Here is a 24,780-nt window from a genome sequence, read left to right as displayed (position 1 = left end):
ATGGACCCTCTTCGGCTGACCGCCGGATGGACCCTCTTCGGTCGATCGCCAGGTCGGTCGGGATCGGAATGTTCCGCTCGCACGCACTGTTGCCTCGGTATGAAGCTTTCGATCCTCGACCTCATCCCCGTCCGCACAGGACAGACGACAGCAGACTCCTTCGCCGCCTCGAAGCAGATCATCGACACGGCTGACAAGCTCGGATTCACTCGCTATTGGGTGGCCGAGCACCACAACATGCCGTCGATCGCATCGACGATGCCTGGGCCCGAACTCATGTACCTCGGCCAAGGAACTCAGCAGATCCGCCTCGGTTCCGGTGGGGTCATGCTTCCCAACCACGCTCCGCTGGCCGTCGCCGAACTCTTCGCCCTCCTGTCGGCGGTCTACGGCGACCGCATCGATCTGGGAATCGGGCGCGCACCGGGGACGGACCCGATCACCTCGGCGGCAATGCGAGGCCACCTCGGCGAGGGACGGATGGTCGACGGCGAAGGGCGAGCAATCGATCCCGTCGAACAGTTCCCCCAACACGTGATCGACACGCGCAGCCTCATGCAGCCCGAAGGGATGCGAGTTCCGCTCCACGGCGGGCGCGAACACGTGCTCAAGGCGACCCCCGCGGCAGTGCCGGGAACGCAGCCGCTGCCGTGGCTACTCGGATCGTCCGGCTACTCTGCGCGGCTGGCAGCTGAGCTCGGCATGCCCTATGTCTTCGCCAACCACTTCGCATCCGGTGCCACCACCGGAATGAAGATCTACCGCGACAATTTCACTCCGGGCGCCTATGGTGACACGCCGCAGACCTTCGTCACGGCCAACGTCGTCGCAGCACGAACCGAGGAAGAAGCGCAGCTGCGCTCGGAACCCTTCATGCTGCAGATGGCTCGACTGCGCACCGGCGGACCGATGGAGAAACTGCACCTGGCCGGCGACGACGTGCGATCCGTGATGACCGACCAGGAGCGCATGGTCGGCGAAGAGCTCTCCGGCAACTGGATCATCGGCGACACGGAATCCGTGTCCGCGCAGCTCGAGGAGCTCGCAGAGCGGTTCGACGTCGACGAGATCATGATCCAGCCGATCGCCGGCGCCATGGAAGGCGAAGACGTACGCGAAGACCCGGGACGGATCCAGACGATCGAATTGCTCGCCGCAGAAGTCCTCGGTTCCACCACAGCTTCCGGCGTCGCTGTTGCAGGTACCGATAAGTGAGAGCTGGTGCAGGAGAGCTGGTGCAGGCACCGATATGTGACACCTGACTGTGGACTGTCTCCGGTGCCGCTGGCCGATATCGGTCGGGGCCGATATCAGCCAGCGGCACCGGGTCGAAGTCTCAGCTGAGCATCGATTCGAGCAAGTGGACTTCAATCCATGACCAGTCCGCGTTATCCTGTCACGGTGTCATGAATACCGACAGTCGTGTGACAGCCGGTAGAATCGACACCGTGCAGAACCTCGTTTCCGGCGAGGCCGCTCCTGACGGAGAGGCCGAATCAGAAGCGAAGACAGTACGCCGAATGCGCTTGCGCACCTTCGGAGACTTCCCCCACGCGGGCCTGTTGCCCGCAGACCGAAAGAGAAATAATGCGTACCAAAATTGCTGTTTCGGCAGCACTTGGGGTCGGACTGGTTTTCGGCGCCGGTGCTCCCGCACTGTCGAGCAATCTGTCCTCGACCGACGCCGCTAATACGTCCGGCATCTCCGCTGGTGTCGTACCCGGCCAAGAGCTCGAACGAATCACCGACGGCAAGATCGAGAAGGGTGAGACCGCCTACGTCGATGTCACGGTAGCGACGCTGTGGACCGACCCGAAGGCCCCGCGCAAGGTGGATAAGCCTGCGCTCCAGCACCCCGTCGACCTCAAGAAGTGGAACAAGAATCTCGAATCCACCGATGTGCGCCGCGGACTGACTGGCAAAACCGAGACCCAGGCGACCTACGGTTCGGAAGTCTCCGTCCTCGATATCAAGGGCAGCTGGGCCAAGGTCGCCGTGACCGACCAGAAGACCCCGAAGGACAAGAAGGGCTACCCGGGCTGGCTGCCCAAGAAGCAGCTGGTCGAAAACGACCGCTTCGGAAAGCTCCGCGAGGACCAGCCCCGCGCCGTGGTCACGAAGCCCAAGAGCGAACTCGAAGGCATCGAATTCACCAAGGACACCGGTGCCGACGTCAGCTTCAACGTCGACCTGCCCCTCATCGCCCAGGACGTCGATGATGTCCGCCTCGCACTCCCCGGAGGCGGAGCCGCCTGGATCGATATCGACGATGTCGATGTCTACGATGTCGGCGGCAAACCCGAGAAGCCCAGCGGCAAAGACCTTGTGAAGACCGCGAAGCAGTTCGACGGCCTGCGCTACCTGTGGGCCGGAGTCTCCGCTTACGGATTCGACTGCTCCGGATTCACCTACTCCATCTACAAAGCCCACGGCATCGACCTGCCCCGCGACTCCGGCGAACAGGCGAAAGCCGGCAAGGCAGTCTCCTCGTCGAACCTCAAACCCGGTGACCTGCTGTTCTTCTCGACCAGTTCGGGAACGGTCCACCACGTCGGCATGTACGTCGGCGACGGCAAGATGATCCACTCGCCGAACGCGTCGAAGGACGTCTACGTCACCGACTGGAAGAAGTGGGATTCCGGAAACGAATTCTCCGGAGCCCGCCGGATCCTCTGACCCGGACGGAGCCGGAGCGGCCCGGACGGAGCCGGAGCGACGACCAGCCTGTTCACCCGGATACAGCTGCGAGCCGACACTCTGATGGCCGGTGCCCCAGGAAGGGTGCCGGCCATCAGCGATTTCAAGTGAGTCCTAGCCGGGGGAGCCCCGCCAGGGGAGCGGCGCTCGCCGAAGCCGGTATCGAACAGAGTCGACCGGGACGACCGTCGGCCCGGTTTCACCGGTACTCGTCCGCCGAAGCAACTGCTGAGCGGATTCGCCCAAGGTCCCCTCGCCGAGGCGGCTGCGGAGCTGATTCGCTCAAGCCCCTCGCCGAGGCGGCTGCGGAGCTGATTCCCCCAGGACACCTCGCCGAGGAACCCTCCGGTCAGTGACGTGAACTCTGAGTCGATTTCAGGAAGATGGCACGGGCCAGATCATCCCGTCGTTCGATGACCAGGCGGCGCAGGGCCGCGGGCGCATCGACGTTGGCCGCCAACCACGCGTCGGTCTTCTCGACCACGGCCTCCTCGTTGACGGACCAGCGGGGGTAGAGGCCGAGCACCAGGCGACGGGCGATCTCGATCGAATTGTCCATCCAGAACCCGAGCAGACCATCGAAGTACTCATCGACATACTCCTCGATGAGCGGCATCGCGCTCGGCGCGATGAATCCGGAGATGATCGCCGACAGCACATCATTGCTCAGCGCGCCCGCCTCGCAGATCGCCTCCCACGCCCGGATCTTGACGATCGGCAGAGGCAGGGCCGCACTGGCTGTCTCGGCGTGAAGTCGGCCCGAAGAGCTGGGATCCGAATGATTCTCCCGAGCGATATCCGTCTGATCGGCCCACCCGAGGCACACGAGCGCCGTCAGCGCGTTCCACCGCAGCGCATGGTCATTGATGAGGCCGCGGAACGGCAGCGTCGCCGTCGAATGCTCGGCACCTCGACCTGCGCGGGCACCGCCGGACGCTTCGACCGACTGATCTGCCGAGCCAGCCTGATCCGCCGCGCCGGTCTGATCCACTGTGCCGGCCTGATCTGCAGAATCGACTCGCCCGGCCTGCCCGGGGGCTCCGGCATACATCCGGTCGACCTCCTCGCCGACGGGCACCGCAAGGATCTGACTGGCGAATCCACGCCCCATGGCCACCGCGGAACTGCCAGCGGCGCATCGCGCCGTCCGCGAGGTCAGCGCCAACACCAGATTGGCCAGATGCAGCTGCGCATCCGACCCGGCCTTCGCCGCAGCCAATGCATCCAACGCCGCTCCCAGCAGCCCCATGATCGCGGCATCGAAGTTCCGGTCCGCCACCCACTGATCGATGCAGGTCAGAGCGGTCTGACTGAGCCCCGCCATGATCCCTGCGTGGCTCTCCTTGCCCAAGCTTCGGGCATAGGCGGTGAGATACTTCTGGACCGGCATGAGCCCATCGCGGACCGCATTGTCCAACGCCGACCACACCAGCGCCCGCGACAGCGGGCCCGTGATCCGCGACGCCGAAGTGACCGCCGCCTCCATCGATTCCGGATCCAGGCGCACCCGCGCATAGTCCAGATCGTTGTAGTTGAGCAGAGTGATCACGCCGGCACTGCGGCCGATCAGCTGCTCGACGTCGGCCGACTCGGTCGAGAACTCGAAACGGAAGGAATCGAGGGGAACGATCGCCCGCCCCGACCGCCCGAGCGTGGCGATCTCGATCGTGTGCGGCCGCAGCAGAGCCGCGCCCTCGGCCGAATCGGCCTGAGTGATCGTGGCACCCGTGACATTCTCCGACCCGGACCGTCGCCGAGGCGGCTGAACACTGCCGCTGCCCCCGGACCCGGCCGCATGAGCGGCTCCGGTCGCACCGTCGACGCTGTCGTCGACCGCATCCGGACTGCGCAGTCGAGCTCCCGAGCTCGAAGCCACGAGTCTCCCGCCTCCAGCGCCCCGCGAGGCGGCAACGGAATCCGTCTGTGCTCCGCCGCTGGCGAATCCAGCCGACCCGGCCGCTCCCGCTTCCGACCCGGCGAATCCAGCCGCCCCGGCCGCTCCCGCCGCCGCCCCGGCCGCTCCCGCCGCCGACCCGGCCGATCCCGCAGCCGACCCGGACGAAGTCCCAGCTGCACCATCCGAGGTGGTCAGCTGCAGGGACAGCTCCGAGACTCCGGACGTCCCCAACCACGCGGCCGCCCAGTTCGCGATGTCCCTGTCGGGAGCCGCTTCGGCGAGGCATTCGAGGAAATCCGCGAGCTCGGTGTTGCCGTACTCGAACCGTTTGAAGTACAGCCGCGACCCGGCGAAGAACGCCTCCCGGCCGACGAACGCGACGAGCTGCTTGAGCACGGATGCGCCCTTGGCATAGGTGATGCCGTCGAAATTGAGCTTCGCGGCCTCGACGTCGGGGATGTCGGCGACGATCGGGTGCGTCGTCGGATACAGATCCTGTGTGTACGCCCACGCCTTGCGCCGCAGCGCGAAGGTCACCCAGCCGTCGGTGAACCGGGTCGCCTCGGCCAGCGCGAGCCCACCCATGAAATCGGCGAACGACTCCTTGAGCCACAGATCATCCCACCACTTCATCGTGACGAGATCGCCGAACCACATGTGCGCCATCTCGTGCAGGATGACATTGGCACGTGATTCGTAGTTCGCGTCCGTGACCTTGTCGCGGAAGATCAGATTGTCCGTGAACGTGACCAGACCGGGGTTCTCCATCGCGCCGAGGTTGTACTCGGGAACGAAGATCTGATCGTACTTGCCCCACGGGTAGGGGTAGTCGAATTCGGAGGTGAAGAAATCGAGCCCGGCCTTCGTGATGCCGAAGATATCGTCCGCGTCGAGGTGATCGACGAGGCTCGCCCGCGTCCATGCGCCCAGCTGCACGGTCTGTCCGGTGCGCGGGTCCGTCCACTCATCCGTCGCCCCTTCGTATGGGCCCGCGGTGATGCAGGTGATATAGCTCGACTGCTTGAGCGTCGGTTCGAAGTGATGGGTGACCGCCGAGGCGGCCCCCGCCGCTGCCTCGGCCGGTTCCGTCCTCGCTTCGGCCCGGTTCGACAGGACCTGAAAATGCGCGGGAGCCGTGACCGTGAAGATGAACTCCGCCTTGAGGTCGGGCTGGTCGAAGTTCGCGAACACGCGTCTGGCGTCGGTGGGCTCGTACTGCGTATAGAGGTAGGTCTTGCCGTCGGCAGGATCGGTGAACCGGTGCAGCCCCTCGCCCGAGGTGGAATAGCGTGCCTGCGCTTCGATCGTCAGGGAATTGCGGCCGGCGCGGACGGGGAACGTGACCCGGGCGCCGTCGAACACCTCGGCGGGGGAGAGGCTCTCACCATTGATCAGCACGGACGTCACGGAGTCGGCGATCAGGTCGATGAATATCGAATCGACGAAGCGGGCGGTGAAGTCGACGACAGTGCGAGAAAGATAGGTGTCGGCGTCGGTTTCAGCGTTGCTGACGTCGATATGGACTGAGTAGGAATCGACCTCGAGCAGCTGTGTTCGACTCTGCGCTTCGCTTCGGGTGAGATTCGTTGTCATTCAATAGCCTCCTCGGCGGACAGACTTTAGCATGCCACATTTCCGGTATTCTGAGTACAGGACCAGCAAGCGGCAGAGGGGACTGATGGCGGAGACTCGGGTCAGCGAACTGCCTCGGCGGGGGTTCAACGTCGTCGCCCACCGCCTGCGCTTGGGACTCAAGCGGGTGTGGGTGAATTCCGGTCAGCTGATCCAGATCCCCATCGCCGCGACCGCCGCCTACTCCTTCTGCGTCTATGTGCTCGGCCACCCGTATCCGTTCCTTGCCGCGGTCGCCTCGGCCGTCGGCATCGGCCCCGTCGTCGACCGTCGTCTGCGCCGCGCCCTCGAGATCGGCTTCGGGGCGACGTTCGGGGTGCTCGTCGGCGAGATCCTCGTCAACCTCTACGGCTCCGGCATCTGGCAGCTCGCCCTGACTCTGATCATCGGCCTGGTCATCGGCACGATCCTCAACTCCGGCGGCATCTTCATCACTCAGATCGCCGTCCAATCCGTCTATGTCGTCGTTGTCCCCGCCAGCGCCACCACCCTGCCGTTCCCGCGCACTCTCGACGCGCTGACCGGATCCGTCTGCGCGATACTGCTGGCCCTGCTGATCCCGCGCGACGCCCGAAAGGTTCCGCGGCGTTTGGCCGCAGACATGCTCGAGGAGATCGACGCCGTCCTCCGGATGATGAAACGCGCCCTGCGCGAAGCCGATGTGACCATGGCCGGGCGGGCCCTCGAGCGTGCTCGCGAAACCCAGGACATCATCGACTCCTGGGGCTCATCCCTGCGGATCTCCCGCGAGGCCGCGAAGATCAATGCGCGGGCCCGACGCCATGCCGCCGAGGTGACCCGACTGTCCCGCGCCCACACCTTCTCCGACCGAGCCATGCGGACCATGCGGGTCATCGCCCGTCGTGTCGTCGGCGTCACCGAGCTCGGCGTCGGCAAGCCCGTCATCGCCGATTACGTCGGATCCTTGGCCGACGGTGCGAAGAAGCTCGAGATCGCCTTGCGTCGTGGGACCGATCGATCCCTCGCCGAGGCGGCCCTGTCCGAGGCAGCGGGAGCTCTGGATCCGCGGGCGAAGTCCGATTGGGACATCCACGACGAGTCGATGGTTCTGCTCCTGCGCACGGTCGCCGTCGACCTGCTGCAGGCCGCGGGACTCACACGTGCCGAAGCCCAGTCGCGGCTTCCGCCGCTGGCCGAGAACGCCGATGACGACGACGGCCCGGCCGCCGAATAGCTGTGGAGGCAGTCAGCTGCTTTCGACGACGAAGACGGCGTTCGTGCCCGGTTCCAGAGCCGTGAAGCGATGAGGCTGATCGCCCGGATGGGTGAGATAGTCGCCGACGCCCAGGTCATAGGACTTGCCGAGCACTTCGATGCGTGCGGCCCCGCGGCCGAGGATGACATGTTCGATCGTGCCCTGGGGATGCGGCTGAGATTCTCTGGGCTCGCCCGGTTCGGCTTGGATGAAGTAGACGTCCCGTCGGGCATTCGTCGGCGACGGTGAGAGCAGGGTGGCCACGTAGTTCGCGGTCGTCGACGGCAGGCTGGGCATATCGCCGACATGCTGGAAGGCGACCTCGTGCGGGGGAGGGTCGAGCAGGCGGGCGAGAGGGATGTCGAGCGCAGCGGCCAGAGCCCACATCGTCTCCAAACTCGGATTCCCGCTTCCGGTCTCGAGCCCGGACATCGTCGACTTGCCGACGCCGGCCCGCCGGGCGACCTCGGACAAGGAGAGCCCGGCCCGCAGCCGTTCACGCTTCAGGGCCGCAGCGATCTGCTGACTCGGTGACAGCGACGGGCCGGGCGCAGCGGCGTCGGCGGCAGAGTCAGCGGCGGAGCCGACGGCGTGCTCGACGGCCGCCTCGGCGGGCGGGACGGGGTCGGAGCCGTCCTGAGCGTCATTCAGCGAATCATCGTTGCTTCGAGAAGTCATGAGTTCACTATAGCGGTTAAGTCGTTCGGGTTGACGAACGATTGCCGAGGGTGCACTGTATAGAACATGAGTTCATTATTTCGCACGACTGATCGGGTGCTGCCTGGTTCGATGTATCGCGCGGTGGCCATCGTCACCGTCACGATCATCGCCGTCGCGCTGTCGTACGGTGCGATCTCCGCGGTCTCCGGATTCGCCTGGTGGCAGACGCTGCTGTTGGCGATGTTCGCACTCGGCGGCGCCGCCGAATTCACCTTCGTCGGCGTCATCGCCGCCGGCGGCGCACCGATCCTTGCGGTGCTCGCAGGACTCCTCGTCAACTCCCGGAACTTCGCGTTCGGCATTGCCGTCGGCCCCTTCTTCCCGCAGGACTGGCGTGCACTCATCGCCTCCCATTGGATCAACGACGAATCCACCGCGATCTCGCGTACCGCGCACAATGACCGCGCGAAGTGGCACGCATTCCTGCTCATGGGAGCGGCGATCGCGATCATGTGGCCCGGCGGTGCCATGGTCGGACAGTGGCTGGGCAACGTCATCAATGCGGACCTGCTCGGCCTCGACGCGGCTTTCCCCATCATCCTCTTCTGCCTCATCCGGGGGGTTCTGAAGAACCGGGTCACACTCTCGCTGACCGTCATCGGCATCCTCATCGCCGTGGGACTGACCCCGCTGCTGCCGCTCGGCCTGGGGGCAGTGACCTCGCTGTCCGTGTTCGTCTTCGTCGCCGCCGGCTGGGCGGTGCGCTCGTTCCTCCGTCGCCGCCGGTCCGGAGGCAGCGATGCGGACCAGCACAGCGCCGACCACTCGCAATCCGCGACTCGAGGGGAGGGAACGCGATGAGCGCCGTCAGCTTCCTCATCGCCCTGGCCGGGCTCAGCCTCGGAACCTATCTCATGCGCTTCGCCGGGGTGAAGGTGGGAGCGGCCATCGCCACGAAGGGGCGTCGGCGCACCCCGACGGCCGCCTCGGTGGGGACTCTGCCCTCCGAATCCGCACCCGCCACGCCCGCTGAGACTGCCACGCCCGTCGAGCCGGGTACACCCGTCGAACCTTCAGATCCCGCCGACTCGACCGAACGCGTGACGATGTGGATGGACCGGGCCACGGTCGTGCTCATCGGCGCCGTATTCGCCACGACCGCGGTCTTCGACGGCACGGACATCGCCGATCCGGCGCGCCTCCTCGGGGTCGGCGCCGGCGTGCTTGCCGCGATCCTGCGTGTGCCGATGCTGCTCGCTGTGGTCATCGGCATGGCCGTGTGCGCGCTCATCCGCACGACCGGGATCCTCTGAGCAGGGGCGGCGGCACCCGCTGACTGCGGTCGCGAGGAATCGAGCCGCCACCGCAAATGTGGGACGGCACCTGCCGACTGCGGCCTCGAGGCAGCGCCCACCCACTGTGAAAGCCGTGGGATGCGGGTGGGCAATTGCCGAGGATCTCCCGCCCGGAACTGCCCCGACAGCCCGAGATTGCTAGGCTGGGACCATGGAATACCTCGCGGGCTTTCAGCGTCTCGTCTTTCTGGCACTGACGGTGGCCGCATTCATCGTCCAACTCTGGGCGTTCATCGACTGCCTCCGCTTCAAGGACGAGAACTACCGCGCCGTGGACAAGCAGAGCAAGAAGTTCTGGGTCATCCTCCTCGGCGTCGGACTCGCGCTCGCCCTCATCGCCCTGCCGCCGATGGGCATGAGCATGATCTTCCTCAACATCATCGCCCTCGTCGCCGGCATCGTCTACCTCACCGACGTGCGCCCGAAGGTCCGCGCCGTCGACCCGCGCTACCGCAAACGCTGACCGGCTTGACGCCGCAACGGGCTTCGCGGACCCGATCGGCAAGCGCCCAGCACACGCTGACTAGACTCGCCCTATGAGCACCGACCTCAACCTGCCGGGCCCCGAATCCGGCTACATCGCCACGTTCGGAACCGGCGACCCGCACACCCTCTTCGGCCACGGATTCGCCGGCGCGATCCGCGACACCCGCCCCTTCGGCACCGGCGTCACCGGCACCCGCCACTTCCTCCACCTGCCCGGACACGGCGGCCGACCCTCACCCGGCCCCGGGTGGACCTACCCGCAGATCGCCGAAGTGCTCGCCGACGCTGTGAGCGCCACCTCGGCGAGCCGAGCGCTGGGCGTGTCGATGTCCGCCGGCGGGCTCCTCCACCTGCTCAGCATCGCCCACCCCGTGACCCGCGACCTCGAGAAGGTCGCCCTCGTCCTCCCCGCCTCCTTCACCGGATTCCCCGCCGAGGTGGCCGCCGCCAACCGCTCCTACCTGGAGAGACTGCGTCGCCTCGTCGCCGATGAGGACATCGACGGCATCGTTGAACTCATGCTCTCCCGCGAGCCCGCCGAGGTGGCCCAGATGCTTCCCGCCCGGGCCTGGACGAAGGCGAAGGCCGAGAACCTCGTCCGCACCGACATGTCCGACGGGCTCGGACTCGGCCTCGAAAACGCCGTCGCGGACACCGACGTCGCCGCCGAGAATCTGCGCTCCTTCCCCGGCGACGTCCTCGTGCTCACCCACGAAGACGACCCGGCGCACCCGGTCGCCGTCGCCGAGGACATCCACCGTGCGATTCCGACCTCCCGACTCGAGGTGCTCCCCGCCGGATCGATCCTGTGGCGCGGACGACACGACGTGCGGCGCATCCTCGGCACCTTCTTCGATTAGGCGCCGGCTTCGGTGAGGGACTGGCTTCGGTGAAGGGCTCGCTTCGGTGAGGGACTGGCTTCGGTAAAGGACCGGCTTCGACTGGTCACCCGGCCGAGGTCGTTGGCTAGACTGTCTCCGTGCGCATCTCCGTCCTCTCCCTACACACCTCGCCCGTCGCCCAACCCGGCCAGGGCGATGCCGGAGGGATGAACGTCTATGTCGACCAATCCGTGCGCGCGCTCGCCGCGGCCGGACACCCAGTCGACGTATTCACCGCCGACCCCGGCGGGCTCGACGGCACGGGAGCCAGCGCGGACACGAAGCTGGAGATCACCGAATCCATCACCCTCCACCACCTGCCGGTCGGCGCTGCGACGAAGGACGAACTCGCCGATGCGATCGACGAACTCGCCGAACTGCTCACGGTCCACCCCGACTTCTGCGCCGCCGATCTGATCTGGACCCACTATTGGATCTCCGCCGAGGCGGCCCTGCGCGCCCGTGACATCGCCGACGACTCCGACCCCGAGTTCGGCCCCGAGTTCGGCCCCGAGTCCGCTGGCGTGCTGGGGCAGGGCAGAGCAGTGCGGGCGCCGATTGCGGTGAGCATGCACACGATCGGTGCCGTGAAGAACCGCGATTCTGAGACCAGCCACGAACGGCCCCAGAGACTCGACGCCGAAGGACGCATCGCCGCGCAGGCCGACCTGCTCGTCGCGGCCACCCCTGCCGAGCGCCGCGACCTCGTGACCGAACTCCACGCCGATCCCGACTCGGTCGTCGTCGCCCGACCAGGGGTCGACCATGCCCTATACACACCGGGCGCTCAGGCGGACGCGCGCGAGCGTCTGGGATTCGCCGCGAACGAGGCGATCGTCCTCTACGTCGGGCGGATGCAGTTCATCAAGGGCACGGACGTCGCCGTCGACGCCCTGGCCGAACTGCGGGAACGCAACCCCCACCTGGCTTCTCGAACCCGCGGAATCCTCCTCGGCGCCGCCTCGGGGGCAGGTGTCGAAGCAGGCGGAGGAGCGGTCCGCCCCTCCTCGGCGTATCTGCGGGAGCTGACCACGGCGATCGGGAACGAACCCAGCGTCGAGGTCCGCCCGCCCGTACCCTCCCGCATCCTCGTCGACTACTACCGGGCCGCGGACGTGCTCATCGTCCCCTCCCGCAGCGAATCCTTCGGACTCGTGGCCGCCGAGGCAGCCGCTTCAGGGCTGCCGGCGATCGCCTCGGCGGTGGGTGGACTCCCGGAGATCGTCGAACACGGACATTCGGGACTGCTCATCGCCGATCACAACCCCCACCACTGGGCGACGGCCATCGAAACCCTGCTCGAGGACACGCAGCTTCGGGCGGATCTCGCCGGTCACGCCGTCGACCGCGCCCAACGCTTCGATTGGGGTCGGACCGTCGCCGTCGTCCTCGATGCCGTGCCGGAGAGCTCCGGTGCATCATCTCGGAAGTCGGACGCGCTGGGAGCGTGCTGAGGGACTAGAGTCGGCGGTGAGCACGAGAGCCGAGCGAAGGACGTGAGAGCATGAGCACCGACACCGAGGCGATCCTGACCGGAGTGCGCAGCTGGGCCGAGAACAACGAGGTCCCCGTGGACTCGATCGAGGACACGGAGATCGTCGTCACCCTGCCGGGGGAGAAGAAGCTCAAGACGAACGTGGCGATCAGCGTCTTCGCTCGCACCGCCCATCTGCAGGCTTTCGTCATCCGTCATCCCGATGAGAACTCGGCCGAATTCAATCGGTGGCTGCTGCAGAAGAACCTCAGGCCCGGGCCGGTGTCGTTTGCGATCGACAGCCTCGGCGATGTCTATCTGCGGGCGAGCGTGCCACGCGAGCATCTGCTCGATGAGCTCGACGGGCTGCTCGGTGCCATGCTCGCCACGGCGGATTCCTCGTTCAACGAACTCCTCCTCATCGGATTCCTCACGGGGATGAAGAAGGAATGGGCCTGGAGGGTCGGTCGGGGTGAGTCGACGCGCAACCTTGCGGCGTTCGAGAAGGTGCTCAGCGGGGAGGACAACGAATTCATCGGCACCTTCGGCGACGCCGATCCCGAACCTCCGGCGGTGTCGGCCGATCGGGAGGGTCCTGAATCTCCGGCGGCGTCGGCCGATCGGGAGAGTAAGGGAGAGTAAGGGCCCGAGCTCATGAGTGCGGCGAACTCAGTCGAGCGGGCGCTTCATTCCCTCATGGCTGGCGACATAGCCGAGCCGGTCATAGAAGCGCTGTGCGTCGGTGCGTGACTTGTCGGTTGTGAGCTGAGCGAGTCCGGCGCCGAAGCGACGTCCGCATTCGTGAGCCCATTCGAACACCGCTGTCCCGAGCCCCACTCCCTGAGCCGCGGCACCGATGCGCACCGCTTCGATCTGCAGACGAAGAGTACCTTGGCGAGACAGGCTGGGCAGCAGACTCAGCTGCAGGGTGCCGACGATGGTCGAGTCGGCGTGGATGTGATCCGTAGGATCGGCGTGCCCCGCAGTGTCGGCTTGTCCAGCGGAGTCGGGCTGGCCCACGGCTTCGGCCTGACCTGCGGAGTCGGGCTGGCCAGCGGCTTCGGTGACGGCGACGAGGAGTTGGTTGGGATCGGCATCGATGAGTGCGAAGGCGCGAGCATAGGGGTCTGTCTCCTCGGCGCCGGGGGAGGCAGGGGCGGAACCAGACGCGGCTCCCGCACGGCCGACCGCAGCGGCGCCGGTCTCGCGGGCAGCTCCGGTCTCGCGGGCAGCTCCGAGGACGTCATCGCGCAGCAGTGCCACAAGCGCCGGCACATCGGCCTCGGTGGCGCGGCGGATGGTGAACGTCCGGCCGGCCGACACCAGGGTCTCCGGGGAGAAGCCGTCGAAGCCTCGGCCCGATCGGCCCTCGTGCGCGGTCGCCTCGGCGGTCATCGGCCCGTGGTTTCCGCCGATGACGCACTCGCGGCTGCAGGATCATGGTCGGGCGCATCGACCGGCGGCTTGCCGTAGGGGCGACGAGCGAAGAGGGAGGCGACCACTGCGCCGGAGACGTTGTGCCACACGCTGAATACCGCCCCGGGCAGTGCGGCGAGCGGCGAGAAGTACGTGGTGGCCAACGTCGAGGCGAGACCGGAGTTCTGGAGTCCGACTTCGAAGGACAGCGCACGTCGCGTCGGGGTGTCGAGACGGCAGGCCGTGGCCACACCGTAGCCGATGCCCAGTCCGAGCAGATTGTGTGTGACGACGGCCAACAGAACGAGCACACCGGCTGTGGCGATCGAACCCGCCGAGCCGGCCACGACGATCGCGACGATGTAGGCGATGGCGATCGAGGCGAGCCATGGCAGCACGGGCGAGATCGTGTCGACGAACTTCGACGCGAGCACTCGGACGAGGACGCCGACGATGACCGGCACGAGCACGGTCTGGCAGATCGAGACGAACATCGACCAGAAGGGCACGTCCATATACGAGCCCGCCAGCCACAGGGTCAGCAGCGGGGTGAGCACGGGAGCGCACAGCGTCGACAGGGTCGTGATCGACACCGACAGCGCCGTGTCGCCCTTCGCCAGATAGGTCACGACGTTCGACGCGGTGCCGCCGGGCGCGCAGCCGACGAGGATGACACCGACGGCGATCTCGGGAGGAAGTGAATACACGGTCACGACGAGGAGGCCGAGCAGCGGCATCGCCACGAACTGAGTGACGACGCCGAGCACCGCAATCCACGGCCGCTTGGCGATGCGAGCGAAGTCGGGCAGCGTCAGGGTCAGCCCCATGAAGAACATGACCACGCCGAGCGCCCACGTGATCGACGGGGCCAGCGGCGTGAAGGCATCGGGCAGCAGGAACCCGAGCACCCCCGCAATGACGACGAGGACCGGCAGGGCCGTGACAGCGATGATCGAACTGCGGTCGGCGGCGGGAGCGGCAGTGCCCCCGGAAGCCTGGTGTGCTGGCGTGTGTGACATGGGTACAGACTACTCCGCTCATATTGTCATGCGAGACACATGCCCAGACATTGAGACCCTGTCTGCGGCCTGACAGACCCTGTCTGCGGGGAGACATGACCTTGTCTGCGGCCGGACAGCGAAGACTGTGTCTGCGGGGAGAGGGCCGCTGGCGACGACGGTCGCCGGCGGCCCCATCGGAGCGGTCGTGTCAAAATGGAGCCATGACGTATAACCTCATCCTGCTGCGCCACGGCGAAAGCGAATGGAACCAGAAGAATCTGTTCACCGGATGGGTCGACGTGACCCTGACTGACAAAGGCCGTGCCGAAGGCAAACGCGCCGGTGAGCTGCTGCGGGAAAAAAGCCTCATCCCCGATGTCGTCTATACCTCGCGGCTCAAGCGCGCGATCCTGACTGCGAACATCGCGCTCGAAGCCGCCGACCTGTCCTGGCTCGACGTCCACCGCAGCTGGCGGCTGAACGAACGCCACTACGGCGCACTGCAGGGCAAGAACAAGAAGGAGATCCGCGACGAGTTCGGCGAAGAGCAGTTCATGACCTGGCGCCGCTCCTTCGACACCCCGCCTCCGGCACTGGCCGACAGCTCGGAATTCTCGCAGGCCGGTGAAGCCCGCTACGCCAACCTCGGCGATGCGCTGCCCCGCACCGAATGCCTCGCCGACGTCATCGACCGCCTCCTGCCCTACTGGTACGACACCCTCGTGCCCGAACTCACCGTCGGCAAGACCGTGCTCGTGGCCGCCCACGGCAACTCGCTGCGCGCACTGGTCAAGCACCTCGACGGGATCTCCGATGCCGACATCACGGGGTTGAATATCCCCACCGGCATTCCGCTGCACTACGAACTCACCGAGGATTTCACTCCGGTCACCCCCGGCGGCACGTACCTCGACGCCGAGGCGGCCGCGGCAGCGATCGGCCAAGTCGCCAACCAGGGACGCTGAGCCGGACACAGACGCTGAGCCGGACACAGACGCTGAACCGGACACAGTCGCTGAGCCGGACACAGACGACGATCGCCGAGGTGGAAGAACCACCTCGGCGATCGTCGTCTGCGCGGTCTGCCCGGTCTGCGCGTGCGTGCGCGAGTCCGTGCGACGCGGGCCTCACTTCTTCGACAGGTAGGGCTCCCAGTTGCCGGTGAGCAGGTACTCGACCTTCTGCGACACGGACACCGCGTGATCACCGAAACGTTCGTAGTAGCGCGAGAGCAGGGTGACATCGGCGATATGGCGGGGAGCCAGCGAACCGGCCGGAGCCTCGCCGAGCTTCCCGAACACGCTCAAGTGGAGTTCGTCGAGCTCCTCGTCGATGGCGTTGATCGTGGGCACATCGGTCAGTCCGGGGTTCGAGAGCAGGCTCTGCGTCGCCTCGGCGATCTTGTCACCGGATTCGCCCATCCGCGAGAACACGGATTCGAAGCCTTCGGGGATCGCGGACTCCGGATAGCGGATGCGCACCTGCTGGGCGATGTGACGGGCGAGGTCGCCCATGCGCTCGAGCGATGCCGACATCCGCAGGGAGCCGATGACGGCGCGCAGATCCGCAGCCACCGGAGCCTGCAGGGCAAGCATCTCGGCGGCCTGCTGATCGAGGGTGAACTGCATGTTGTCGATGACGGAGTCGGCCTCGATGACCTGCTCGGCCAGCTCGAGATCATTCGAATGCAGCGCCTGATTGGCCAGGCGGATGGCGTCGAGGACCTTGGTGGACATGCCGACCAGCTGGGTGGCCAGATCATCCAATTCGTTTCTGAAGACTTCGCGCATGAACTGCGGTTCCCTAACTCTTGATCGTGACAATCGGGAGTGACTGTCGGCGGTGCTTGGCGGCCTGTGGGGTGCCCGCGATTCCGGTCCGCACCCTCAGCGGGGGAAAGCAGAGGGCAGGAACGACGGGGAACGCAGGCACACAGACGTCAGCTTCGCATGATCGAGTGAACGACTCCAGACGAGAAGGTGAATTCCTCGGCAAATACTGTCAGCAGAAGTGAATTCGGTGCGCCGGGGCGGTGGACACCGCCTAAGCTTGAGGCTGTGGATCTGTTAGTCGTGGCGGTCCTGACCGGCGTCGTCGGCCTGGGCCTGGGTATTGCGGGAATTCTTGCGTTCCGATTCAGCGAACGCTCCCGCGATGCTGCCGATCTGCATTCGGAGGACGACCTGCCCGAGGGAATCGCCGAGGTGCTCGCCGTTCTGTCCTCGGCCGCCATCGTCATCGACGCCGGTGACGATGTGGTCAAAGCCTCCCCGGCCGCGTACACGTTCGGCCTGGTCAGAGGTCATTCGCTCGCCTCGCCGGAGATGCTGAGAGTCGTCGGCCGCGTGCGCGCCCGCGGTCTCATCGAAGAGATCGACCTCGAGCAGACACGGGAGAACTCCGAATCCGTGCTCCGCTACCTCCACGCCCGCGTCGCGCCCCTGGGAACCTCCTTCGTCCTCGTCCTCTGCGACGACCAGACCGAATCCAAACGCGTCGACGCCGTCCGCCGCGACTTCGTCGCCAACGTGTCCCATGAACTCAAGACGCCGATCGGTGCGATGGCTCTGCTCGCCGAGGCTGTCACCGACTTCGCCGATGACCCCGCCGCAGTCGAGCGCTTCGGCGGGAGAATGCAGCGGGAGTCGAAGAGGCTGACTCAGCTGGTGCAGGAGATCATCGACCTCTCCCGCGTCCAGGACCACGCCGCTCCCGCGACGACCGAGAAGATCTCCGTCGCCGAGGTGGTCGACGATGCCGCTGACCGTGCCCGGACCGGGGCGGAGGGCAAGAACATCCACATCGAGGTCTCCCCGCCGAGCGACCTGCTCATCGAAGGCAACTACGAACTGCTCGTCAATGCGGTGCGCAACCTCATCGACAATGCCGTGAACTACTCGCCGGAGGGCACTCGAGTCGGCGTCGGAGTCGACCTCGTCGACGAGCGCATCGAGATCGCCGTGACCGACCAGGGCATCGGCATGACCGCTCAGGACACCGAGCGCGTCTTCGAACGCTTCTACCGGGTCGACCCGGCTCGCTCCCGGATCACCGGAGGCACGGGGCTGGGCCTGAGCATCGTCAAGCACATCGTCGCCACCCATGGCGGTGAAGTGCGCGTGTGGAGCCGACTGAACAAGGGATCGACGTTCACGATCGTCCTCCCGCTGGCCGGAACCGCAGCCGATGCCGCCGCCACCGATTCGGCACCGGCCGGGGTGCTCATCGAACACTCCGCAGATTCGACCGGAGTCGCGTCGACAGGGGAGGACGGGACCGCCTCGGCGGATGACGACGGGCACGGCACCGCCTCGGCGGGTGACGACGGGCACGGCACTGCCTCGGCGGGTGACGACGGGCACGGCACTGCCTCGGCGGATGACGACGGGAGCGGCACCGCCGCCTCCGATGCGGACGACCCGGCCGACGACAGCGGCAAGCCCGCCGGTGATAATGGAGACGGCGGGGCGACCGCCGACCCATCCAAGGATCTGACCGAAGAAAGCGAACAAAGGAAGCTCACAACGTGACTCGTATTCTGCTTGTCGAGGACGAAGATTCGTTCTCGGACCCGCTGTCGTACCTGCTCGGTAAGGAAGGGTACGAGGTGACGGTCGCCGATGACGGGCTCAAGGCTCTGGCGGAGTTCGACCGCACCGGCGCCGATCTGGTCCTGCTCGACCTCATGCTGCCCGGCGCGTCCGGCACCGAGGTGTGCCGCGAACTGCGGGCGAAATCCAATGTGCCGATCATCATGCTCACGGCCAAGGATTCGGAGATTGACAAGGTCGTAGGGCTCGAGCTCGGCGCCGATGACTATGTGACGAAGCCGTACTCCTCACGTGAGCTGCTGGCTCGTGTGCGGGCGGTGCTGCGACGCAATGTCGAGACCGAGGAGTTCGAGGACGAGTCCGTGCTCGAGGCCGGGGGAGTGCGCATCGACGTCGAACGCCACGTCGTATCTGTGCGCGGTGAAGAGCAGTCCATGCCGCTCAAGGAGTTCGAGCTCCTCGAGATCCTCGTGCGCAACTCCGGCCGCGTGATGACCCGCGGTCAGCTCATCGACCGGATCTGGGGCGAGGACTACGTGGGCGATACGAAAACGCTCGACGTCCACGTCAAACGACTGCGCGCGAAGATCGAGGAGAACCCCTCAGAACCGCGCCTGCTCACCACGGTGCGCGGACTCGGGTACAAGTTCGAGGCCTGAGGAAACCGACCGGCGAAGCCTGAGTTTCTGTGCAGGCGAGGCCGGGCGCAGCCGGCCGGAATCGTGAGGCCCTGTGCCGGCGGGGCTGGGATCGTAAGGGTCGGGACCGCGGGATCGTGAGGTCGGGACCGACCGGCCGGACATGAGCACAGAAGGAGCCGCTCACATCAAGTGAGCGGCTCCTTCTGTGCTTTCTGTGCTCTCGCGCTGTGTGTGCAGAGAGTGCTGATCAGCCGTTGGCCGCTGCGGTTCCCTCTGCTGCGCCGGCGTCCTCGCTGGGCATATCGGACGGAGACTCGGACGGCGCATCCGACGGCACGTACTCGTCGTAGTACGGCAGGACATCGGTGAGGAGCTGGGTCTCGATGACCTTCTCCTCACCGCCGTTCTTGACGGTGATGTCGACGAGATCGCCGGGCTCCGCCTCAAGGCTGTCGACGGTGACGACTTCCTTGGACGACGTCTCGGGGCTCATCGGGTCCTGGACGAAGGTGTCGCCGGCCTTGATCGATTCGCTCACCGTGGTGCCTGCGACCTCGATGGACACCTTGGCGGTGGAGTCACCCTTGTTGATGAGGGTGAAGAACAGCTGCGCCGGACCGGAGCTTTCCTTGTCCGTGATGAGCATGAGCCCACGGACCTCGACGTCGCCGACGGCTCCCGAGGCTCCATCGCCGCCGTTGTAGTGGTATTCGGCGGTCTGATGGGGAGACAGCAGGCTTGCACATCCGCTGACGGGGATAACGAGAGCGAGTGCGGCAACGGCGAGAGCCGCGCGGTTGTGCCGTTTCATTATGCTCCTTGAAGTGGCAATACAAGATCAGTCTGTATACTACCCGGTTTTTGACCCGCTGTAGAACCGGGCGGTCGGAGACGCAGAGGTTCTGCATCGCCCGGGCGCGTCGCGGCTGAAGATTCGGTGAAGAGCGAGCGACGTCCCTCCCGCATCGCAGTCGGTCGAGGTCCATGTTCGAGCATGAAGGCACTGCGTCCTCTCCCGATGTTCTCGCTGACAGAGGCGGCAATGGGCTCGATCGCAGTGCGAGTCAGGGGCGGAGCCTAGCATGAAGAATCGCTGCCCTGAACGATTTCTGTGGCGAGCCTCATGGTAAACTGGGATTCCGCGAAAGGGGTTTGAAGAGAATATGAGTTTCCAGGTCGGCGACACTGTTGTCTATCCACATCACGGTGCAGCGACAATCCAAGAAATCAAGAAACGTGCCATCAAAGGTGAGGAGAAGCTGTATCTCAAGCTCCAGGTCGCGCATGGCGATCTCGTGATCGAGGTCCCCGCAGAGAACTGCGATCTGGTCGGTGTGCGAGACGTCGTCGGTGAAGAAGGCGTTGAGAAGGTCTTCAACGTCCTGCGTGCCGAATTCGTCGAAGAGCCTGCGAACTGGTCCCGCCGGTACAAGGCCAATGTTGAGAAGCTGCAGTCCGGTGACGTCATCAAGGTTGCCGAGGTCGTCCGCGATCTGTGGCGTCGCGAGCAGGACCGCGGCCTGTCGACCGGTGAGAAGCGCATGCTCTCCAAGGCCCGCCAGATCCTCGTCTCCGAACTCGCACTGGCCGAGAAGAAGGAAGAGTCCGAGGCGGAAGCTCTGCTGGACGAAGTGCTCGCATCCTGAGCACCTGTGTCATCATCCCGGCCGCAGGGTCGGGATCTCGTCTGGGCAACAGTGAGCCGAAGGCCTTCGTCCATGTGAATGGACGGACAGTTCTGGCTCGCAGCCTTGAGACGGTCATCTCCTCGGGAGTCGCCTCCACAATCGTGGTGGTCGCTCCCGAGGAGTTTCTTATGCGCGCACGTGAAGAAATCGCCGAAGTGGCAGCAGAACAGAAATGCGAAATTTCAATTACAGCCGTAGCAGGAGGAGAGGATCGCATTTCCTCAGTGCAAACGGCCTTGAAACGTGAGCGTGTCGCGGACTACGTTCTCGTTCATGATGCGGCGAGGTGCCTGACCCCGCCCGATGTGTTCGCCCGAGTCGTTGCCGCGCTGCGATCCGGCGCCGAGGCGGTCGTCCCTGTCCTGCCGATGATCGATACCGTCAGGCAGGTCGTTTCGGACCCGGCGGCGGGTGTGAGGCCGAATGTGGATGGCGCTTCCGAGGGGATTGTGAGGGCTGTGAGCAATGGTGCTCATGCAGTGGTGCGGGGAGATCTGGACCGGGCCGAGCTGCGACGGGTTCAGACGCCTCAAGGATTCCGCGCCGAGGTGCTCCGGCGGGCCTATGCCAAGTTTGCAGCCGAAGGCTCCGGCACTGCGGAAGGCTCCGGCACTATCGATGACCATGGCTCGACCGATGGCGCCCACCCAACCGATGGTGTCGGCCGGGTGGGCAGTGTGCTTCCGACGGACGATGCGGGGCTGGTGGAACGCCTCGGTGTCGACATCGTCGCCGTCGACGGTGACGACGAGGCGCTGAAGATCACCTATCCGCTCGACCTCGTCCTTGCGGAACAGCTCGCCCGAATGCGTGACGGAGCTGCGGTCCCTGGAGCAGATACGTTGGATTCGGCGAAGGAACCACGATGAATCAGATCATTCCCCGCATCGGTACCGGCGTCGATGTCCATGCCTTCGCTGTCGACCCCGCACGCGCGCTGTGGGTTGCGGGACTGCTGTGGCCGGGCGAGACCGGACTCGAAGGACACTCGGACTCCGACGTGGCCGCCCACGCGTGCTGCGACGCTTTGTTCTCCGCCGCGGGGCTCGGCGACCTCGGTGAGCACTTCGGCGTCGACCGCCCGGAATTCGCCGGTGCCTCGGGTTCGGCGCTGCTCGCCGAGGCGGCCCGCATCGTCCGCGAGGCAGGCTTCGAGATCGGAAACATCTCCGTTCAGGTGATCGGCAACCGGCCGAAGATCGGCACGCGTCGTACAGAAGCCCAGCAGGCACTGTCGGCGGCAGCAGGCGCACCGGTATCGGTATCGGGCACCACCTCGGACGGCCTCGGGCTGACCGGCCGCAGCGAAGGAGTCGCGGCCATCGCCACCGCGCTGATCCACCCTCGCTGATCTGCCCGATCCTATCTATTCGACCTGATCATTCGAACTGAGCCACGAGAGCTGAGTCACGAGAGCTGAATGAGGAGAGCCAGCAGTGAGAGTCCTCTTCCAGGGAGCCGGTGCCGTCGGCCTCGCCGGAGCCGCGCTCTTCACCGACGCTCACGAGGTCGCCGTTGTCTCCCGCTCGCCCGGCGCCGACGGGCGGGCGGCCTTTCCGCGACGCGTGAGCATCGCCGATCCGACCGATTCGGGCCAGGTGGGCTCCCGACGCAGCAGCTGTTCGGGAGGACGCGGGCGAGCCGATGGCGGACGAGCGAGTTCGAGCGATGGCTGGTCGGTGACCCGCGTGGCCGCGACTCGGCGGGTGACGATCACAGACTGGATTGCTGCTGCCGCTGATGGGATCTGGGACCTCATCGTCCTCACGACTCGACCGGGTGATCTCGACGCTGAGGTGGTCGCAGCGATTCGGGATATCTCACCCGCGTTCATTGCGACGACGAGCCAGGTCGAAGGAGACCTCGAGCGAGCACAGGCCGTTTTCCCCGGTGCCCAAGCCGTCATAGTCGGACCCGCGTTCCTGTCCGAACGACTGGACCCGGGTGTGCCGGCTGACGTTATGCGCCCAGCCGACAGCGGTGTGCGCCCAGCCGGCAACCGGGTTGGGGAGGCCGACAGACGTGTGCGGCCAGCCGACAGCCGGGCCGGGGAAGTCGACAGAGGTGTGTCCACAGACGGCGGACGCGACGGAAGGGGCAGCAGAAGAGCCGAACCCGGGCACGAAGTGAGGTTCTGGGCACCGGCCGGCGCACCGCGTTTCCTCGTCGCGGGACCGAGGGGCGCGGTGCGTTCGCTTGTTCGCGGGCTGGGCCGCCTCGTTCTGCCGGTGCCGATGGAGGCCGTGGTGCTGCCGCCGACGGTGTTCATTCCCTTCGTCGCCGAACTCAGCATCCGCGACGGCGACTGGGCCGCACTGAAATCGCATCTCGGCCGACCCGCTGATGCCGCGACCGAAGCCGTGCGGAGCCGCCTCGGGGTGCCGGCTGCCGTGTTCGGCACCGCCGCACACGTTGTGCTCGCAGCGCTGGAGAGGATCGTGCCGATCGACGTCACGAACTATGCGGGCAGGCACTTCAACCGGCACGTGGGCCAGACGAGGGACATGCTCGCCGGCTGGGCGGGATCGGCAGATTCGGCTCACGCCCTGCAGGAACTCATCGCCGCGCTGGACGCGAATGGAACGTGAGGCTCGACGGTTCCAGATGGCCGCATTGGACGACGGCTGCGACTGAACATCGGTCGCGGGAGACTGTCGCGGTCCGGGCACGGAAGCCGACAGCCGCCTCGGCGGCGGTGATGGGCGGTCTCAGCCCTTCGCGTCTGGGTAGCGCTTCGTGACGACGAGGCCGATGAGGTAGAGCGCGACGACGAAGATGAGCGTGCCGACGATCTGGAAGCGCACGGATTCGACGGTCAGGCCGAGCCCGATGATCACGGCGATGCCGGCCAAGGTGACATACGACAGCCACGGGTAGCCCCACATGCGCAGGGGCAGGGACCGGCCGGCCGCCTCGGCGCGACGACGCAGGACGATCTGGGAGACGAGCGTGACGACCCAGGTGACGATGAGCGTCGAGCCGACGATGTTGAGCAGGACCCCGAGGACCTCGGCTGCCCAGAAATAATTGAGTGCGACGGCGACGAAGCCGAACGCCGAGGTGGCCAGCACCGCAGGCACGGGCACACCGCGGCGATTGGTGCGGCCCAGCGCTTTGGGAAGCATGGACCGCTGTGCCATCGAGAACGACATCCGGGATGCCCCGTAGATGTTCGCGTTCATCGACGACAGCAGCGCGATGACGATGACCGCGGCCAGCAGCGAGGCGATGAACGGCAGCCCTGCGGACTCGAGGACGGCGACGAACGGGGACTCGGCCAAGCGGTCGTCCGTCCACGGGAGGACGAGGACGATGATCGCCACGGACCCGATGTAGAGGAACAGGATGCGCCACACGATCGTCTTAATCGCCTGCGAGACGCTGCGTTCGGGGTTCGCGGTCTCGGCCGCGGCAACAGCGACGATCTCGATGCCGCCGAAGGCGAAGGCGACCACGAGCAGACCGGCGGCGATACCGGAAATGCCGGTGGGCATGAACCCGTCGGCGAAGATCTGCGCGGGCGGTTCGGCCGGGGTCCACCCGAACAGGTACGCGGCACCGAGGACGACGAAGAGAACGACGAAGGCGACCTTGATGAGCGAGAACCAGAACTCGAACTCACCGAAGCTGCCGGAAGTGGTGAGGTTGATCGCGGTGAAGACGAGCATGATCGCCAAGGCGATGACCCACTGGGGGACGGCCGGAATATAGGAGGCCGCGATCTGTGCGGCGGCCGTGGCCTCGGCGGCGACGACGAGGCACAGCTGCACCCACCACAGAGCACCGACGGCGAAGGCCGCGGCCGGGCCCATGGCCTTGCCCGCATAGTGCGAGAACGCACCCGGATTCGGATCGGCGGCGACGAGTTCGCCCAGGGCCCGCATGACGAAGATGACGATGAGGCCCGCGACGATGTAGGAGATGAGCACGGCAGGACCCGCGGCCTGCACACCGGCACCGGAGCCGACGAAGAGACCTGCGCCGATCGCCGAGCCGAGGCTCATCATCACCAGGTGGCGGGGTTTCATGCCCACCTTGAGGCCGTTGGACGTGGCGGCGATGTCGCTGGTGGACGGCGCCGAGGCGGACTCGGCGGGCTGCGAAGACTGTGATTCAGGCACCCGAGAAGTCTATCCGTCGGGGCCGGAGAGCGCAGACGCGGGTCGCGGACCCGTAGGGGTCGCG

At 66.1% G+C, this 24,780-nt stretch carries 23 protein-coding genes; 16 read left to right on the top strand and 7 right to left on the bottom strand.

Going from position 1 to position 24,780, the window contains the following annotated elements:
- The first annotated feature begins 99 nt into the window (after window positions 1-99).
- Together QYM46_RS16110 and QYM46_RS16105 are read left to right on the top strand one after the other, a co-directional pair.
- The gene (locus tag QYM46_RS16110) at window positions 100-1,215 is read left to right on the top strand and encodes an LLM class flavin-dependent oxidoreductase (RefSeq protein ID WP_432789771.1); all 1,116 of its coding nucleotides are present in this window, start codon (window positions 100-102) and stop codon (window positions 1,213-1,215) included.
- Between the two features lie 372 nt (window positions 1,216-1,587).
- Window positions 1,588-2,676: an NlpC/P60 family protein gene (locus QYM46_RS16105; RefSeq protein WP_432789770.1), complete on the top strand. Its 1,089-nt coding sequence runs from the start codon at window positions 1,588-1,590 to the stop codon at window positions 2,674-2,676.
- A 370-nt stretch (window positions 2,677-3,046) separates the two neighbouring features.
- Here the strand turns inward: QYM46_RS16105 and pepN are convergent, their stop codons facing one another.
- Window positions 3,047-6,187, bottom strand: a complete 3,141-nt coding sequence (pepN, locus tag QYM46_RS16100) for an aminopeptidase N (protein ID WP_432789769.1) — start codon at window positions 6,185-6,187, stop codon at window positions 3,047-3,049.
- Window positions 6,188-6,272: 85 nt separating this feature from the next.
- Here pepN and QYM46_RS16095 point away from each other — a divergent pair, with 85 nt between their 5' ends.
- Window positions 6,273-7,421 (top strand): FUSC family protein, encoded by a 1,149-nt coding sequence (locus tag QYM46_RS16095; protein ID WP_169253245.1) that lies wholly within the window; start codon window positions 6,273-6,275, stop codon window positions 7,419-7,421.
- A 12-nt stretch (window positions 7,422-7,433) separates the two neighbouring features.
- Here the strand turns inward: QYM46_RS16095 and QYM46_RS16090 are convergent, their stop codons facing one another.
- On the bottom strand, window positions 7,434-8,120 hold the full coding sequence (locus tag QYM46_RS16090; RefSeq protein ID WP_432789768.1) for a helix-turn-helix domain-containing protein: 687 nt from the start codon (window positions 8,118-8,120) through the stop codon (window positions 7,434-7,436).
- A 66-nt stretch (window positions 8,121-8,186) separates the two neighbouring features.
- On the opposite strand from QYM46_RS16090, the gene QYM46_RS16085 reads away from it, so the two are divergent.
- From QYM46_RS16085 to QYM46_RS16060, 6 genes are all read left to right on the top strand, one after another.
- Window positions 8,187-8,963, top strand: a complete 777-nt coding sequence (locus QYM46_RS16085; protein WP_432789767.1) for an AzlC family ABC transporter permease — start codon at window positions 8,187-8,189, stop codon at window positions 8,961-8,963.
- On the top strand, window positions 8,960-9,415 hold the full coding sequence (locus QYM46_RS16080; protein WP_432789766.1) for an AzlD domain-containing protein: 456 nt from the start codon (window positions 8,960-8,962) through the stop codon (window positions 9,413-9,415). The genes QYM46_RS16085 and QYM46_RS16080 overlap by 4 nt, the downstream gene beginning before the upstream one ends.
- 193 nt (window positions 9,416-9,608) lie before the next feature.
- The gene (locus QYM46_RS16075; RefSeq protein WP_432789765.1) at window positions 9,609-9,920 is read left to right on the top strand and encodes a DUF2516 family protein; all 312 of its coding nucleotides are present in this window, start codon (window positions 9,609-9,611) and stop codon (window positions 9,918-9,920) included.
- 73 nt (window positions 9,921-9,993) lie between these two features.
- Window positions 9,994-10,803, top strand: a complete 810-nt coding sequence (locus tag QYM46_RS16070; protein ID WP_432789764.1) for an alpha/beta fold hydrolase — start codon at window positions 9,994-9,996, stop codon at window positions 10,801-10,803.
- 119 nt (window positions 10,804-10,922) lie between these two features.
- Window positions 10,923-12,278 carry a glycosyltransferase gene (locus QYM46_RS16065; RefSeq protein ID WP_432789763.1) on the top strand — a complete coding sequence of 452 codons (1,356 nt, stop codon included), beginning with the start codon at window positions 10,923-10,925 and terminating at the stop codon, window positions 12,276-12,278.
- A 50-nt stretch (window positions 12,279-12,328) separates the two neighbouring features.
- Entirely contained in the window at window positions 12,329-12,940 is a 612-nt protein-coding gene (locus QYM46_RS16060; RefSeq protein WP_432789762.1) for a YbjN domain-containing protein, read from the top strand.
- Between the two features lie 27 nt (window positions 12,941-12,967).
- On the opposite strand, the gene QYM46_RS16055 is transcribed toward QYM46_RS16060, so the two are convergent.
- Together QYM46_RS16055 and QYM46_RS16050 are read right to left on the bottom strand one after the other, a co-directional pair.
- Window positions 12,968-13,693, bottom strand: coding sequence for a GNAT family N-acetyltransferase (locus QYM46_RS16055; protein ID WP_432789761.1), 726 nt, complete (start codon window positions 13,691-13,693; stop codon window positions 12,968-12,970).
- Complete coding sequence (locus tag QYM46_RS16050) at window positions 13,690-14,733, bottom strand: bile acid:sodium symporter family protein (protein WP_248278980.1); 1,044 nt, start codon at window positions 14,731-14,733, stop codon at window positions 13,690-13,692. The genes QYM46_RS16055 and QYM46_RS16050 overlap by 4 nt, the downstream gene beginning before the upstream one ends.
- Window positions 14,734-14,936: 203 nt before the next feature.
- On the opposite strand from QYM46_RS16050, the gene QYM46_RS16045 reads away from it, so the two are divergent.
- A complete protein-coding gene (locus QYM46_RS16045) occupies window positions 14,937-15,680 on the top strand; it encodes a phosphoglyceromutase (RefSeq protein WP_169253238.1) in 744 nt (247 codons plus the stop codon).
- A 162-nt stretch (window positions 15,681-15,842) separates the two neighbouring features.
- On the opposite strand, the gene phoU is transcribed toward QYM46_RS16045, so the two are convergent.
- A complete protein-coding gene (gene phoU / locus QYM46_RS16040) occupies window positions 15,843-16,505 on the bottom strand; it encodes a phosphate signaling complex protein PhoU (protein ID WP_025779026.1) in 663 nt (220 codons plus the stop codon).
- 267 nt (window positions 16,506-16,772) lie between these two features.
- Here phoU and QYM46_RS16035 point away from each other — a divergent pair, with 267 nt between their 5' ends.
- Together QYM46_RS16035 and QYM46_RS16030 are read left to right on the top strand one after the other, a co-directional pair.
- A complete protein-coding gene (locus tag QYM46_RS16035) occupies window positions 16,773-18,245 on the top strand; it encodes a sensor histidine kinase (protein WP_432789760.1) in 1,473 nt (490 codons plus the stop codon).
- Window positions 18,242-18,925, top strand: coding sequence for a response regulator transcription factor (locus tag QYM46_RS16030; RefSeq protein WP_039208435.1), 684 nt, complete (start codon window positions 18,242-18,244; stop codon window positions 18,923-18,925). Before QYM46_RS16035 ends, QYM46_RS16030 begins: the two co-directional genes overlap by 4 nt.
- Window positions 18,926-19,154: 229 nt before the next feature.
- Here QYM46_RS16030 and QYM46_RS16025 read toward each other — a convergent pair whose 3' ends face one another.
- Window positions 19,155-19,718 carry a hypothetical protein gene (locus QYM46_RS16025; RefSeq protein ID WP_432789759.1) on the bottom strand — a complete coding sequence of 188 codons (564 nt, stop codon included), beginning with the start codon at window positions 19,716-19,718 and terminating at the stop codon, window positions 19,155-19,157.
- A 352-nt stretch (window positions 19,719-20,070) separates the two neighbouring features.
- Here QYM46_RS16025 and QYM46_RS16020 point away from each other — a divergent pair, with 352 nt between their 5' ends.
- The 4 genes from QYM46_RS16020 (at window position 20,071) to QYM46_RS16005 (ending at window position 23,183) form a co-directional block, all read left to right on the top strand.
- Window positions 20,071-20,553 carry a CarD family transcriptional regulator gene (locus tag QYM46_RS16020; protein ID WP_025779034.1) on the top strand — a complete coding sequence of 161 codons (483 nt, stop codon included), beginning with the start codon at window positions 20,071-20,073 and terminating at the stop codon, window positions 20,551-20,553.
- Window positions 20,547-21,464 (top strand): IspD/TarI family cytidylyltransferase, encoded by a 918-nt coding sequence (locus QYM46_RS16015; protein ID WP_432791752.1) that lies wholly within the window; start codon window positions 20,547-20,549, stop codon window positions 21,462-21,464. Before QYM46_RS16020 ends, QYM46_RS16015 begins: the two co-directional genes overlap by 7 nt.
- Window positions 21,461-21,946, top strand: coding sequence for a 2-C-methyl-D-erythritol 2,4-cyclodiphosphate synthase (gene ispF / locus QYM46_RS16010; RefSeq protein ID WP_432789758.1), 486 nt, complete (start codon window positions 21,461-21,463; stop codon window positions 21,944-21,946). Before QYM46_RS16015 ends, ispF begins: the two co-directional genes overlap by 4 nt.
- Before the next feature lie 85 nt (window positions 21,947-22,031).
- Complete coding sequence (locus QYM46_RS16005; RefSeq protein WP_432789757.1) at window positions 22,032-23,183, top strand: hypothetical protein; 1,152 nt, start codon at window positions 22,032-22,034, stop codon at window positions 23,181-23,183.
- Window positions 23,184-23,303: 120 nt separating this feature from the next.
- On the opposite strand, the gene QYM46_RS16000 is transcribed toward QYM46_RS16005, so the two are convergent.
- On the bottom strand, window positions 23,304-24,623 hold the full coding sequence (locus QYM46_RS16000; protein ID WP_432791751.1) for an amino acid permease: 1,320 nt from the start codon (window positions 24,621-24,623) through the stop codon (window positions 23,304-23,306).
- Window positions 24,624-24,780: the final 157 nt, after the last annotated feature.

The sequence above is a fragment of the Brevibacterium sp. K11IcPPYGO002 genome, assembly GCF_050920635.1.
GTDB lineage: Bacteria > Actinomycetota > Actinomycetes > Actinomycetales > Brevibacteriaceae > Brevibacterium.
Note: the sequence above shows the minus strand (reverse complement) of the source record. Positions and strands in the feature narration are given on the sequence as shown.